The organism is Plantactinospora sp. BB1, from assembly GCF_003030385.1.
Lineage (GTDB): Bacteria > Actinomycetota > Actinomycetes > Mycobacteriales > Micromonosporaceae > Plantactinospora.
The window spans coordinates 7,143,996-7,157,391 of the sequence record NZ_CP028159.1; the positions used below are offsets into that span (position 1 = coordinate 7,143,996).

The 13,396-nt window shown below is 72.4% G+C and carries 12 protein-coding genes; 6 read left to right on the forward strand and 6 right to left on the reverse strand.

Annotation, left to right across the window (positions count from 1 at the left end; genetic code table 11):
• Positions 1–60 precede the first annotated feature (60 nt).
• The gene (locus C6W10_RS31265; protein WP_107262677.1) at positions 61–1,440 is read right to left on the reverse strand and encodes an ABC transporter substrate-binding protein; all 1,380 of its coding nucleotides are present in this window, start codon (positions 1,438–1,440) and stop codon (positions 61–63) included.
• A gap of 318 nt (positions 1,441–1,758) precedes the next feature.
• Here C6W10_RS31265 and C6W10_RS31270 point away from each other — a divergent pair, with 318 nt between their 5' ends.
• From C6W10_RS31270 to C6W10_RS31285, 4 genes are all read left to right on the forward strand, one after another.
• Entirely contained in the window at positions 1,759–3,201 is a 1,443-nt protein-coding gene (locus C6W10_RS31270) for an NAD(P)/FAD-dependent oxidoreductase (RefSeq protein ID WP_107262678.1), read from the forward strand.
• A gap of 52 nt (positions 3,202–3,253) precedes the next feature.
• Complete coding sequence (locus tag C6W10_RS31275; protein ID WP_107262679.1) at positions 3,254–4,255, forward strand: LacI family DNA-binding transcriptional regulator; 1,002 nt, start codon at positions 3,254–3,256, stop codon at positions 4,253–4,255.
• A gap of 355 nt (positions 4,256–4,610) precedes the next feature.
• Positions 4,611–6,248 (forward strand): glycoside hydrolase family 13 protein, encoded by a 1,638-nt coding sequence (locus tag C6W10_RS31280; protein WP_107264425.1) that lies wholly within the window; start codon positions 4,611–4,613, stop codon positions 6,246–6,248.
• Between the two features lie 239 nt (positions 6,249–6,487).
• Complete coding sequence (locus C6W10_RS31285; protein WP_107262680.1) at positions 6,488–7,081, forward strand: pyridoxamine 5'-phosphate oxidase family protein; 594 nt, start codon at positions 6,488–6,490, stop codon at positions 7,079–7,081.
• Between the two features lie 42 nt (positions 7,082–7,123).
• Here the strand turns inward: C6W10_RS31285 and C6W10_RS31290 are convergent, their stop codons facing one another.
• The 3 genes from C6W10_RS31290 to C6W10_RS31300 are packed head-to-tail and all read right to left on the reverse strand — an operon-like array spanning position 7,124 to position 9,521.
• Positions 7,124–7,891 (reverse strand): crotonase/enoyl-CoA hydratase family protein, encoded by a 768-nt coding sequence (locus C6W10_RS31290; RefSeq protein ID WP_107262681.1) that lies wholly within the window; start codon positions 7,889–7,891, stop codon positions 7,124–7,126.
• 58 nt (positions 7,892–7,949) lie between these two features.
• Positions 7,950–8,930 (reverse strand): DMT family transporter, encoded by a 981-nt coding sequence (locus tag C6W10_RS31295; RefSeq protein ID WP_107264426.1) that lies wholly within the window; start codon positions 8,928–8,930, stop codon positions 7,950–7,952.
• Positions 8,931–8,972: 42 nt separating this feature from the next.
• A complete protein-coding gene (locus C6W10_RS31300) occupies positions 8,973–9,521 on the reverse strand; it encodes a DUF402 domain-containing protein (protein WP_107262682.1) in 549 nt (182 codons plus the stop codon).
• Between the two features lie 124 nt (positions 9,522–9,645).
• Between C6W10_RS31300 and C6W10_RS31305 the strand changes: the two genes are divergently transcribed.
• Positions 9,646–10,833 (forward strand): serine hydrolase, encoded by a 1,188-nt coding sequence (locus tag C6W10_RS31305; protein WP_107262683.1) that lies wholly within the window; start codon positions 9,646–9,648, stop codon positions 10,831–10,833.
• A gap of 45 nt (positions 10,834–10,878) precedes the next feature.
• On the opposite strand, the gene C6W10_RS31310 is transcribed toward C6W10_RS31305, so the two are convergent.
• Positions 10,879–11,238 (reverse strand): nuclear transport factor 2 family protein, encoded by a 360-nt coding sequence (locus tag C6W10_RS31310; protein ID WP_107264427.1) that lies wholly within the window; start codon positions 11,236–11,238, stop codon positions 10,879–10,881.
• A gap of 31 nt (positions 11,239–11,269) precedes the next feature.
• Positions 11,270–12,313 carry an NAD-dependent epimerase/dehydratase family protein gene (locus C6W10_RS31315; protein ID WP_107262684.1) on the reverse strand — a complete coding sequence of 348 codons (1,044 nt, stop codon included), beginning with the start codon at positions 12,311–12,313 and terminating at the stop codon, positions 11,270–11,272.
• Positions 12,314–12,420: 107 nt separating this feature from the next.
• On the opposite strand from C6W10_RS31315, the gene C6W10_RS31320 reads away from it, so the two are divergent.
• Positions 12,421–13,269, forward strand: a complete 849-nt coding sequence (locus C6W10_RS31320) for a Rieske 2Fe-2S domain-containing protein (protein WP_107262685.1) — start codon at positions 12,421–12,423, stop codon at positions 13,267–13,269.
• The last annotated feature ends 127 nt before the right edge of the window (positions 13,270–13,396 follow it).

Here is a 13,396-nt window from a genome sequence, read left to right on the forward strand (position 1 = left end):
GACCGTACTGGTGCGGCGGCGGGGTGGGGACCGGTGCCGTCGGCCCCCACCCCGCCGGGATCAGCTCTCGGCGGCCAGGAGCTGGTTGACCTTGTCCTCCGCCGTCTTGAGCAGCGCGTCGACGTTCGCGTTCGGGTTGGTCAGCACCCCGGACATCGCCGCGTCGAGCACCGCGTAGATCGCCTGCGCGTTGCGCGGCTCACCCTTGATCGGGACCGGGGTCGCCTCGAAGAGCGCGAAGTTCGCGGTGTCGAGGTTGGCGTTCGCCTTGCGCAGTTCGAGTTCCTGCTTCTGCGCCTCGCTGCCGTTGGCGAAGAGCAGCGGCTGCGGCAGCCCGACCGGGTAGTTCTGCGGCTTGGCGCGTACGTAGTCGAACTGGCCCTTGCCCGGGGTCAGCTTCTGGTACGCGATCCACTTCAGACCGGCCTTAACCTGCTCCGGGGTGAGGCCCTTCTTGAAGAAGTAACCCTCGCCGCCGCCGAGCGTCCCCTTGGCCGGGCCGTCCTGGCCGGGCATCGGGGCCATCGCCCAGTCCTGGAACTTGCCCTGGAACTGGCTGACGATCGCCTGGGTGGCGTCCGGTGCGCCGATGAACATGCCGACCTTGCCGGCGGCGGCGTTGGTCAGCAGGTCACCCCACTGGAGCAGTTGCCGGGCGCCCATGCTGTTGTCGCCGTACCGCATGTCCTTGAGGTTCTGTAGGACCTGCCGGCCCATCGGGTTGTTGAAGTCGGCCTTCTTGCCGTCCGGGGTCAGGACCTGGCCGCCCTGGGAGTAGAGCAGGGCGGTGAAGTGCCAGCCGCCGGTGTTGCCGGCGCTGTATTCCGAGTACCCGGCGACGCCGTTGCCGAGCGCGGAGATCTTCTTGGCGGCGGCCCGGACGTCGGCCCAGGTCTTGGGCGGGTTGTTCACGTCCAGTCCGGCCTGCTGGAAGAGGACCTTGTTGTAGACCAGCCCCATCGAGTAGTTCTTCACCGGTACGGCGTAGAGCTTGCCGCCGTCGGTGAAGACCTCCTTGAGCGCCGGGTCGACGCTGTCCCAGGTCGGTACGTTCTCCTTGTTGGCGTACTCGGTGATGTCCATCGCCTGACCGGAGTCCAGCACCTGTTGCAGGTCGGTCATGTACCCGTAGAAGACGTCGGTCACGGTGCCGCCGGCGAGCCGGGCGGTGAAGTCCGGCGGGTTGTTGCACTGCTCGCCGACGCTGACGCTCTTGACGACGATGTCGGGGTTCTGCCGCTGGAACTCGGCGACGTCGGCGTTCCAGTTCTGCAACAGCTCCTTCTGGGAGCCGACCGGCTGGCAGTCGACCGTGATGGTGACCTTGCCGCCGGCGTTCGAGTCGCCGTCGTCGCTCTTCGTGGAGCATGCCGTGAGGCTGAGTCCCAGGCCGGCCACGAGCGCCAGCGCCGCGGCCTTCCGGTACTGCGGTACGGACATCTGTCCATCCCTTCGGGAACGGGAGTCTCCATGACCTGTGCGGGTCCGCGGGATCGTCACCGTGGCGGTGTCCTGCGGCTGGTCCGGACCCGCCGTGTGACCGGGCCCTGGAGCTGGGTGGCGTCGTGTGTGAGTGCGGTCACTGTAGCGAGACGAACTCATTCCAGCAAGATGTCGATCGTCTGCTGCAAAGACACGACTTGATTACGGCAGATGATGACAAGGGATTGCCGACGGAGCCGAAATCAGGACAGACGCGACCGAGCTGACCGACCGATCCACCTGGTCGGCCGGGGACGGATCGGGAAAGCTGGCGGTATGGCTGAACAGGAGCGGACGCACGTGCAGACCGACGAGACCGCGACCACGGAGGTGACGGCGGAGGTCGACGTGGTGGTGGTCGGGTTGGGCGTCGGTGGTGAGGAGACGGCGAACCGGCTCGCCGCCGCCGGCCTCTCGGTCGTCGGCATCGAGCGCGACCTCGTCGGCGGCGAGTGTCCGTTCTGGGGGTGCGTGCCGAGCAAGATCATGATCCGGGCCGCGAACGCGCTGGCCGAGGCGCGCCGGGTCGACCAGCTGGCCGGGCAGGCCCGGGTCGAGCCGGACTTCAGCATCGTGGCCAAGCGGATCCGCGAGGAGGCCACCGCCGGCTGGACCGACGACGCCGGGGTGGAGCGGTTCACCTCCAGGGGCGGCCGGTTCGTCCGGGGCTCCGGCCGGCTGGTCGGCCCCGGCCTGGTCCGGGTCGGCGACGAGACGTTCCGGGCCCGGGTCGGCGTCGTGCTGGGTACCGGCACCACCCCGGTGATCCCGCCGGTGCCCGGGCTGGCCGGCACCCCGTACTGGACCAACCGGGAGGCGATGGAGCTATCCGAACTGCCCGGGTCGGTGGTGATCCTCGGCGGCGGGGCGATCGGCGCGGAGGTCGCCCAGGTGCTGGCCCGGTTCGGTGTCCGGATCGGCATGGTGGAGGCGGGCGAGCGGATCCTCGCCCAGGAGGAGCCGGAGTCGTCGGAACGGGTCGCCGCGGCGCTGCGCGCGGACGGGGTGACGGTGCACACCGGCGCCCGGGCCGAACGGGTGGAGCACGACGGGAGCGGCTTCACCGTGCACCTGACCGACGGTGACCAGCTCCGGGGCGAACGGCTGCTGGTGGCCACCGGCCGCCGGGCCGTACTCGACACGCTCGGCCTGGAGACGGTCGGCCTGGACCCGACGGCACGGTTCGTGGCCACGGACGACCGGATGCGGGCCGGCGACGGGATCTGGGCGGTCGGCGACCTGACCGGGCACGGCGCCTTCACCCACGTGGCGATGTACCAGGCCGGGATCGCGATCGACGACATCCTGCGCCGGGCCGGCGTGCTCGGCGACACGGCCGGGGAGGGGCCCCGGGCGGACTACCGGGCGCTGCCCCGGGTCACCTTCACCGATCCCGAGGTGGGCGCGGTCGGGCTGACCGAGCGGCAGGCGCGGGACCGGGGACTGAACGTCCGGACCGCCTTCACCCCGCTCTCCGAGTCCAGCCGGGGCTGGATCCACCAGGTCGGCGACGAGGGCTTCATCAAGCTGGTCGCCGACGCCGACCGGGGCGTACTGGTCGGCGCGACCTCGGCCGGGCCGGTCGGTGGCGAGGTGCTCAGCGCGCTCGCGGTGGCGGTACACGCCGAGGTTCCGGTGACGACGCTGGCCCGGATGATCTACGCCTATCCGACCTTCCACCGCGCGATCGAGACGGCGGTACGCGAACTGTTGCAGTAGGCCGGCGAACTTTGGTTCGGTTTTTGCAAGTACCTGTCGTACTATCGCGGCCGTGACCAGAAGACTCACCGAGGTGGCCCGGAAGGCCGGGGTCAGCGAGGCCACGGTGAGCCGGGTGCTCAACGGCCGGGGCGGCGTCTCCGAGAGCACCCGGGTCGCCGTGCTCACCGCCCTGGACGTGCTCGGCTACGAGCGCCCCAGCAAGCTGCGCGGCGAACGGGCCCGGCTGGTCGGGCTCGTCCTGCCGGAGTTGCAGAACCCGATCTTCCCGGCCCTGGCCGAGGTGGTCACCGGGTCGCTCGCCCAGCGCGGGCTCACCCCGGCGCTCTGCGCCCGGACCATCGGCGGAATCTCCGAAATGGACTACGTGGAGATGCTGCTGGACCACCAGGTCTCCGGAGTCATCTTCGCCGGTGGCTCGTACGCGCTGGCCGACGCGCCGCACGACCACTACCGGCGGCTCACCGACCGGGGCCTGCCGGTGGTACTCGTCAACGCCGGTGTCGACGAGCTGGGCTTCCCGTGCGTGTCGACCGACGACGCGGTGGCGGTCGAGCAGGCGTACGGGCACCTGCGGTCGCTCGGCCACGAGCGGATCGGTCTGGTGCTGGGCCCGGCCGACCACGTACCGTCCCGCCGGAAGCTGGCCGCGATGGCGAACGTCGCCGGTTGGGCCGACGACGAGGAGTGTGTCGAGCGGTCCAGCTTCTCCATGGAGGGTGCCCGGGTCGCGGCGAGCAAGCTGATCGAGCGCGGCGTCACCGGGATCATCTGCGCCAGCGACGTGATGGCGCTCGGCACCATCCGGGCGGCCCGTCGGCTGGGGCGGTCGGTGCCGGCCGACATCTCGGTGGTCGGCTTCGACGACTCGGCGCTGATGACCTGCACCGACCCGCCGCTGACCACCGTGCGGCAGCCGATCGAGATGATGGGCCAGGCCGCGGTGGACCTGCTGGTGAACCAGATCGAGGGGGTCGGGGTGCTCACCGACGAGCTGCTCTTCGAGCCCGAGCTGGTGGTACGCGGCTCGACCGCCCCGGCACCCGGGCACTGACCGCCACCGGGATCTCCACCCCACCTCCGCCGGGCCGTACCGCGCCTCGGTCGGCCCGCCCCGGCCGACCCGCCCGGGCTGACCGGGCACGTCCGGTGCCTGCCCAGCGGCGGCGTGGCGACCGGCGTCCCTGCTCTGCGCAGCTCTGCCACCCGTCTGCCACCCGCCCGGCGCCAAGGAACTCCCGTCGTCATCTTTCAGAGTTCTGTCGGATTATTGCGGTGCCGCAATCGAGTTTGTATCGTCATCGGCACGAAACGAGGCACATCAGAGGTCCCAGCATCACTCCGACCCCGGGCCCCGCGTGCAGGTGCCGGTGGAACGCTCGCCGGACCGATCCAGAGAGCAGGTACTCGTGTCCACATCAGAGCGCGACCGCCGGTGGTGGCGAGACGCGGTGATCTACCAGGTCTACCCGCGCAGCTTCGCCGACGACAACGGTGACGGCATCGGCGACATCGCCGGCATCCGGAAGCGGCTGGGCTACCTGTCCGGGCTGGGCGTCGACGCCATCTGGTTCGGTCCGTGGTATCCGTCGCCGATGGCCGACGCCGGCTACGACGTCTCCGACTTCCGGGCCATCGAGCCGGTCTTCGGCACCCTCGCCGAGGTCGAGGAGCTGATCGCCGAGGCGCACGGGCAGGGCCTGCGGATCATCGCCGACCTGGTGCCGAACCACTGCTCGGACCGGCATCCGTGGTTCCAGGCCGCGCTGGCCGGCGGTCCGGGCGCGCCGGAGCGGGAACTGTTCTGGTTTCGTCCCGGACGCGGCCCGGACGGCGACCAGCCGCCGACCGACTGGATCGGCGAGTTCGGCGGCCAGACCTGGACCCGGACCACCAACCCGGACGGCACCCCCGGCGACTGGTACCTGCACCTCTTCGCCGCCGAACAGCCCGACTTCAACTGGGACCACCCCCGGGTACGCGCCGAGTTCGAGGAGATCCTCCGGTTCTGGTTCGACCGGGGCGTGGACGGCATCCGGATCGACTCGGCGGCGCTGCTGCTCAAGGACGCCACCCTGCCCGAGGTGGTCGACGGCGCGCCGCATCCCTTCCACGACCTGGACGGGGTGCACGACATCTACCGGAGCTGGCGGCGGATCGCCGACAGCTATCCCGAGCCGCGTGCGCTGATCGGCGAGGTGTGGCTGCCGGACCGGCAGCGGTTCACCAACTACCTGCGCCCGGACGAGCTGCACACCGCCTTCAACTTCGACTTCCTCAGCTGCGCCTGGGACGCGGCGAAGCTGCGGGAGAGCATCGACGGCACGCTCGCCGAACACGCCCCGATCGGCGCCCCGGCCACCTGGGTGCTCTCCAACCACGACGTGACGCGGGTGGTCACCCGCTACGGTCGGGCCGACACCACGTTCAGCTTCGCCAGCAAGCGCGAGGGGACGTACACCGACCTGGAACTGGGCACGGTGCGGGCCCGCGCCGCCGCGCTGCTCTCGCTCTCCCTGCCCGGCGCCGCCTACGTCTACCAGGGCGAGGAGCTGGGGCTCTGGGAGGTCGAGGACATCCCACCGGCGCTGCGACAGGACCCGATGTATCCGCGCTCCGGATTCGTCGACCCCGGCCGGGACGGCTGCCGGGTGCCGCTGCCGTGGGCGGGGGACGCCGCGCCGTTCGGGTTCAGCCCGGAGGACGCCTCCACCCCGCCCTGGCTGCCGCAGCCGGCCGCCTGGAAGGACCAGACCGTGCAGGCGCAGACCGACGACCCGCACTCGATGCTGGAGCTGTACCGCGAGGCGATCCGGATCCGGCGGAGCCTGCCCGCGCTCGGCGACGGCACGCTGCGCTGGCTGCCGGCGCCGGACGGGGTACTCGCCTTCGCCCGCGATCCCGGGTTCGCCTGCGTGGTGAACCTCTCCGAGGCTCCCGTGGAGCTTCCGTCGCATCAGGGCCGCCTGCTGGCCAGCCGGCCGGTGGATGGTGACCTGTTGCCGTCCGACACCGCCGTCTGGCTGCGTACCGCCGACGCGAGTTGACGGTACGCGGGCCGGGCGTGGCGGCCACCGCCCCCGTGGCGGTGCCGGCTCCGGTGGGTACGCCGACCTCACCGGTGTCGCGGTGGTGCACGCCGGCGGTGGGGACGCCGACCCCGCCGCCGGCGGGCTCACCGCCCGGCTGACCCGCCCGCCCGAGGTGGCGCACCGCCCTCTCCCGACCGGGCGGAGTTGCCCGGCGCGACTACGGTGGGCCGGGGCTCAGCAGGGAGGATGGCCAGATGGGAAAGACGTACGACCGGATCGACGGCAGGTTACGCACCTTCATCGAGCAGCAGAAGGTCTTCTTCGTGGCGACCGCGCCGCTCGCCGCCGACGGGCACGTCAACCTCTCGCCGAAGGGGCTCGCCGGGTCGCTCGCGGTGCTCGACGAGCGGACCGTGGCATATCTCGACTTCGGTGGCAGCGGGGCGGAGACCGTCGCGCACCTGCGGGAGAACGGCCGGATCACGCTGATGTGGTGCGCCTTCGAGGGCCCGCCGAACATCGTCCGGGTGCACGGCCGGGGCGAGGCGGTGTTCCGGGACGACCCCCGGTGGGCGGAGCTGATCCGGCACTTCCCGGAGCAGTCCGGCTCGCCGGGACTGCGGGCGATCGTGCTGGTCACCGCAGGGCGGATCAGCGACAGTTGCGGCTACTCCGTCCCGTTCATGGACTACCGGGAGGAGCGGACGCTGCACGCCGACTACTTCGGCCGGAAGACCGACGAGGAGTTCGCCGCGTACTGCGAGCGCAAGGACCACGTCGGCAGCAGCATCGACGACCTGCCCGCGCTGCCCCTCCCACTCCCGCCGCTGCCGGCGCTGCCGGCCTGACCCCGAGCCGCCCGCCGCTCCGAGCCGCCCGCCGGCCGGGCGTCACGCCGGGGTGTACGACCCGTGCCGGCCCTCGCCGGAGGTGAACCGGGCCACCCCCTCGGTGGCGTCGGTGGCGAGCGAGTTCATCCCGTACGCCAACTCGGTGCGCATGGCCTCCTCCTCCGGCCGACCGGCAGCGGCCAGCACGGAGAGCCGGTCGTTGCGCAGGCAGGTCTGCGGGAAGCCGGCGATCTCGGCGGCCAGCGCCTCGGCGGCGGCCCGTGCCTCGCCCGGCTCGACGAGCCGGTTGACCAGCCCCATCTCGTACGCCTCCGGAGCCGGGACGGGTCGACCGGTCAGGATCAGGTCCATCGCCCGGCTCTGCCCGATCAGCCGGGCCAGCCGCACCGTCCCGCCGTCGATCAGCGGTACGCCCCACCGTCGGCTGAACACCCCGAACACCGCGTCGGACTCGGCGACCCGCAGGTCGCACCAGAGCGCCAACTCCAACCCGCCCGCGACGGCGTACCCGGAGACGGCGGCGATCACCGGCTTGCCGAGCCGCATCCGGGTCGGGCCCATCGGGCCGTCCCCCTCCGGCTCGACCCGGTTGCCGCTGGGTGTGGTGATCGCCTTCAGGTCGGCGCCGGAACAGAACGTGCCGCCCTCGCCCCAGAGCACCCCGACCGAGGCTTCCCGGTCGACGTCGAAGCTCCGGAACGCGGCGGCCAGCTCCCGCGCGGTCGGGCCGTCCACCGCGTTCCTGGTCTCCGGCCGGGACAGTACGACCGTCCGCACCGGACCGTTCTGCTCAACTCGTACGCCCACCGAACAAGGATGCCGTCCCACTCCCCGGCTCCGCACCCCCCAATATCGCCGGTCGGTCTCAGCCGGTCCGCCCCGACCGGCCGGTGAGGGCGCCCAGCGAGGCGGCGACGACACAGCCGATGCCGAGCAGCTGCGGCCAGCCCAGCGTCTCGTGCAGCAGGGCGAGGCCGACCAGCGCCGCGATCGCCGGTTCCAGGCTGAGCAGTACCGCGAAGACCCGGGCCGGCATCCGGCGCAGTGCCGCCATCTCGGCCGAGTACGGCAGCACCGAGGAAAGCAGCGCGACGCCGAGCCCCAGCGTCATGGTCCACGGGTCGAACAGCGCCGTTCCGCTGCCGGCGATCCCGAACGGCAGTACGCAGACCGCTCCGACCGCCATGCCGAGGGCGAGGCCCCGACTGCCGCCCAGCCGGGTGCTGACCGCCTTGCCGAGCACGACGTAACCGGCCCAGCCCAGCGCGATGAGCCCGCAGCAGAGCAGCGCCGTACCGTCGAGCCGGCCCGTCCCGTCCGGGCCGCCACCGCCACCGGAGCCGGAGCCGGTCAGGGTGCCGAGGTCGAGCAGGCCGGCGAGCAGCGCCACCCCCAGCCCGGCCAGCACGACCCAGCCGAGGTCCCGGGCCCGACGACTGGTCGCGACCGAGACCAGCAGCGGGCCGGTGAACGCGATGGTGACCGCGATGCCGAGCGGCACCCGTTGCAGGGCGGTGTAGAAGGCGAGGTTCATCCCGGCCATCGCCACCCCGAACGCCGCGACCAGCCCGGCGGTGCGCCAGCCGAGCCGCAGTGCCGGCCGGGCCACCGCGAGCAGCACCAGGGCGCCGAAGCCGAGCCGCAGTGCGGTCGTACCGCCGGGGCTGGTGGTCCGGAACAGCTGGGTGGCGATCGCCGCGCCGACCTGCGTGGAGACCATGCCGAGCAGCATCAGCAGCGGCGGCGGCACCGCGTCCGGCCCGGCCAGGGCGGCGAGCCGGCCCACGCCGGCCCGCGCCGGCTCCGCCCCCGACGGGCCCACGGTGCAGGTGTACGTCCCGGACATGCCGATCATCCTCCGGCCCGGGCCGCCCCGAAGGCGAGCGGGTTACCGGCCGGTGATCGTGTCGAAGCCGCTGACGGCCAGTTCGGCCAGCTCGTCGAGGGCCTGCCGGGCCCGGGCGGCCGTCTGCGGCTCCCGCTCGGGCAGGCCGCTGGCGACGAACTCGTCCTCGTCGAGCCGGAGCACCTGGCTCAGGTCGGCGGAGACCCACAGGTCGAGGTCCAGGTCCGGCACCACGACCACGCCGTCCCGGACGGTCGCCGGCCGGGACACGTCGCAGTACCAGCCCTTGAGGGTGCCGGCGGCGTCGTACACCTCCTTGACCGAGTACCACCGGTCCCGCCAGTAGTGCTCGGTCCAGACGTCGCCCGGCACGAACCGGACGAAGCCCATGTCCCGGACGACGTCCTTGCCCCAGGGAGCCCGGACCACCAGGTGGGTGCCGTCGTCGGAGAGCACCGACGCGGGATAGCTCAGGTCCGGCCGGGGAGCCTTGACCAGGCGGACGGTCACCGGCTGGCCGACCGCGAGAACCTCGGCACCGCCGTCGCCGCCACCGTTGCCGCCACCGTTGCCGTCGTCCCGGACCGTCATGCCGTTCCCCCCGCGTGCCGTGTCGTCGCGGCCGACGGTACCGGACCCCTAGGTGGTGGCTTCGGGGTCAGGCCAGGGCAGCGACCGGATGCCCGGAGGTGCGGTACGGCAACAGACTCGGACGATGAAGATCAGCAAGGGTCGTACCCGCGCCGTCGCCCTGGTGGCCGCCGCCGCACTCGGCGCCGCCCCGCTCGCCTCGCCCGCGAGCGCCGCCGGCCCGACCGCCGCCCGGCACAGACCCGCGGCCTGCCCGGCCGGCCACCTGGAGACGGCCGCCCTGGAACAGGCGATGGCCGGCCTTCCCGACGAGGCGGTGGCGACCAGCGCGCAGGTCCGGGTGACCACCCCCGACGGCTGCTGGACCGGCGCCACCGGTGTGGCGAAGCTGCGCACCGAGGCGCCGGTGCCGCGCAACGCCCGGTTCCGGATCGGCAGCGTGACCAAGGTGTTCACCGCCACGGTGGTGCTCAAGCTCGCCGCCGAGGGCCGGATCGACCTGGGCGCCCCGGTCCAGCGGTACCTGCCGGGCCTGCTGCCCGCCGACTATCCGACGGTGACCGTACGGCAACTGCTCGACCACACCAGCGGACTGCCCAGCCCGACCCTCCCGGACGACATCGAGTGGGCGCTCGCGCACCGCTACGACCGGTGGACGCCCGAGCAGCTCGTCCGGCTCGGACTGCGCAACGAGCGCGCGTTCGACCCCGGGAAGAAGCAGCAGTACACCAACATGGGTTACATCGTCGCCGGGATGCTGATCGAGAAGGTGACCGGCCACTCGTACGCCCGGGAGATGCGCAGGCAGATCTTCCAGCCGCTCGGCCTGCACGACACGTACGTCCCCGGCGACGACCCGACGATCCGCGGCCCGCACGCACACGGCTACCAGAGCGTGACCCGGAACGGGACCAGCACGCTGGTCGACGTGACGAACTGGAACCAGAGCATCACCCCGGCCGCCGGTGACCTGATCTCGACCCTGGCCGACCTGGACACCTTCGCCGAAGCGCTGTTCGGCGGCCGGCTGCTCCCGGCCGCCCAGCTCGCCGAGATGTTCACCCTGCCGGCGGTCGACGACGTCGACGGCGGACCCGCGCTCTACAGCGTCGGGCTGACCGCCTTCCGGCTGCCGACCGGGGAAACCCTCTGGGTCAAGTCCGGCTCCCGGTACGGCTACTCCGCCGCGCTCGCCGGCACCCGGGACGGCTCGTTCCGGGTCGCCTACTCGGTGACCTCGACCGACGCCAAGGGCGACGGCCAGAACCAGGTCACCGGGGCCATCGTCCAGGCGGTGCTGGGCATGCGCTGACGGAGACGTTCCCGGGGACGTGTCGGGGCGGCCGGTGCCGGCTGGTCAGGAGGGCGGCGAGAAGGGCCACTCCTCGAACGCCGCGCACCGGCCGTCCCCGGCGAAAGTCATGATCCAGAGATCCCGGAACTCCTCGCCGTTGCCGTACCGGACCTCGATCCGGGCCACCCCGACGTCGCCGTCCACCGCAACGATCTGGCTGGTCATCTCGAACTCCTCGTCCGGCCCCTCCCGCTCGGCCTCCCACATCTCGCCGATGTCGTGCAGGCCGACCACCGGCCGCTGGTACGGCCCCGGCAGGTAGCTCGCGTCCGGGGTGAAGAGCGCGGCAAGCGGTTCGGTGCCCGGCGCACGCCAGGCCCGCTCGTATCCGACGATCCAGTCCTGCACCCGGGTCCGGTCCATGACGCCCTCCATGAGGCTCGACTGTGCCACGTCAGGCCGCCTGACGGTCGGCGAACCGTTCCGTCGGCCGCAACGGCGGGCTGGTCGTCCCCGAGCCGGCGGCGATCCCGGCGAGCAGGTCCCGCAGCGCGTCCCGGGCGTCCCGCCGGGGTCGCCAGCCCAACTCCCGCTCGGCCCGCGAGCAGTCCAGCAGCGGTACCGCCGCACCCATTTCCAGCCAACCCTCGTCCATCGGCACCAGCCGGGTCCACCAGGCGGCCCGGGCCAGCAGCCGGAGCAGCGTCAACGGCAGCGGCGCCGCCCAACCGCCCAGCTCCGCCGCGACCAGCGGCCCGTCCACCACCGGCTCGGCGGCGATGTTGAAGGCGCCGGTCCGGTCGCTGCGCAACGCCCGCAGGTACGCCTCCGCGGCGTCGTCCGCGTGCACCACCTGGACCCGAAGCCGCCGGTGCCTCGGTACCACCGGCAGCCGCCCCGAGCGGAGCAGCGAGACCGGGGCGAACCGGCCCAGGAAGTAGCGGGTGACCTCGGCACCGGCGTCGTGCTGGAGCACCAGCGCGGTGCGCAGCCGGGTGACCCGGAGTACCGGATAGTCCCGCTCGGCGTCGGCGAGCATCGCCTCCACGGCCGCCTTGTCGACGCTGTAACCGGAGCGGCCGACGCCGGTGACCGGCCAGTTCTCGTCGACCCGCCGATCCTTCGGCCCGGGGGCGTACGTCCCGACCGACGACGCGTACACCAGCTTCGGTACCCCGGCCGCCAGCATCGCGTTGAGGACGTGCCGGCTGCCGTTGATGTTGGTCTGGCGCAGCCGCGCCCGGTGGTGACCGGGCTGGATCTGCCAGGCCAGGTGCACCACCGCGTCCACCCCGGCGAGCCGCTCGGCGAGCGAGTGCAGGCAGGCGGGGTCCCCGAGATCGGCGGCGTGCCACCGCACCCGGTCGTACGGCGGCCCGGCGTCCGGCGGCGGGCAGCGCCGGGCGATGCCGATCACCTCGATGTCCGACTCGCGGGCCAGCCGACGCAGCAACGCCGTACCGACGTTGCCGGTGGCTCCGGTGATCGCGATCCGCATGTCGGCCGGTCTACCCGGAGGACGCCCGGGTAACCCGGCCGGGTGATATCGGACGGCTCTGTCGAGCCGCGAGGTTTGTCCGGCCAGGCGCCGGGTAGTCCGGGTCGGTGCGAGCGATCCTGAAACTTGAGCAGGCGACCGGCCTGGACCGGACGGCGGAACGCATGCAGCGGGTCGTCGCCGCGGCGATCCGGCCGCAGTGGCTGCGCGACCTCCTGCACGGGGTGCCGATCGGGCATCCGCTGCATCCGGCGCTGGTGCAGGTGCCGATCGGCGCCTGGATGAGTACCGCGGTGCTGGACCTGATGCCGAACCAGCGGCGCGCCGCCACCACCCTGGTGGCGGTCGGCACGGCCGTCGCGGTGCCGACCGCGATCTCCGGCTGGAACGACTGGGGGGCACTCTCCCGGGAGCAGCAGCGGGTGGGCCTGGTGCACGCGCTCGCCAACGGCGTCGCCATCGCGATGTACGCGGGCTCGCTGGCCGCCCGACTCTCCGGCCGGCCCGGCCTCGGCCGTACCCTCGGCTACCTGGGCCTGGCCGCCGCCGGCAGCGGCGGGTTCATCGGCGGGCACCTCGCCTACAAGCAGGCGGCCAACGTCAACCAGGGCGTGCCGGACCTGCGCCGGATCGAGGACGGCTGGCACGCGCTGGCGGACATGTCCGCGCTGCCGGAGAAGGAACTGCTGACCCGCCGGATCGACGACATCGCGGTCATCGTCTACCGGCAGGGCGACGACGTCACGGTGATGCTGGAACGCTGCGCCCACCAGAGCGGCCCGCTCGGTGCCGGCGAGGTCGTCCAGGAGAACGGGCGGACCTGCGTGAAGTGCCCCTGGCACGGCAGCATGTTCGAGCTGGACGGCGGCGAGGTGGTGCACGGCCCGGCCAGCACCGACCAGCAGGTCCTGCCCACCCGGGTGGTCGGCGGCGTCCTACAGACCCGCCTGCCCTGAGGACAGTCCATACTTGATCCTTACGTTCCGCAATCGAGACGTTTCTTTCCGGAGTTCGTGGCGCTAGCCTGTGCAGGGTTTACATCCGTCTGCATCAGCGGATATGCGCGCTGCACTCCCGGTACGG

Coding starts and splice junctions, on each gene's coding strand:
- C6W10_RS31265 (WP_107262677.1), bottom strand. CDS start 1,440: ATGTCCGTACCGCAGTACCGGAAGGCCGCGGCGCTGGCGCTCGTGGCC.
- C6W10_RS31270 (WP_107262678.1), top strand. CDS start 1,759: ATGGCTGAACAGGAGCGGACGCACGTGCAGACCGACGAGACCGCGACC.
- C6W10_RS31285 (WP_107262680.1), top strand. CDS start 6,488: ATGGGAAAGACGTACGACCGGATCGACGGCAGGTTACGCACCTTCATC.
- C6W10_RS31295 (WP_107264426.1), bottom strand. CDS start 8,930: ATGTCCGGGACGTACACCTGCACCGTGGGCCCGTCGGGGGCGGAGCCG.
- C6W10_RS31300 (WP_107262682.1), bottom strand. CDS start 9,521: ATGACGGTCCGGGACGACGGCAACGGTGGCGGCAACGGTGGCGGCGAC.
- C6W10_RS31305 (WP_107262683.1), top strand. CDS start 9,646: ATGAAGATCAGCAAGGGTCGTACCCGCGCCGTCGCCCTGGTGGCCGCC.
- C6W10_RS31310 (WP_107264427.1), bottom strand. CDS start 11,238: ATGGACCGGACCCGGGTGCAGGACTGGATCGTCGGATACGAGCGGGCC.
- C6W10_RS31315 (WP_107262684.1), bottom strand. CDS start 12,313: ATGCGGATCGCGATCACCGGAGCCACCGGCAACGTCGGTACGGCGTTG.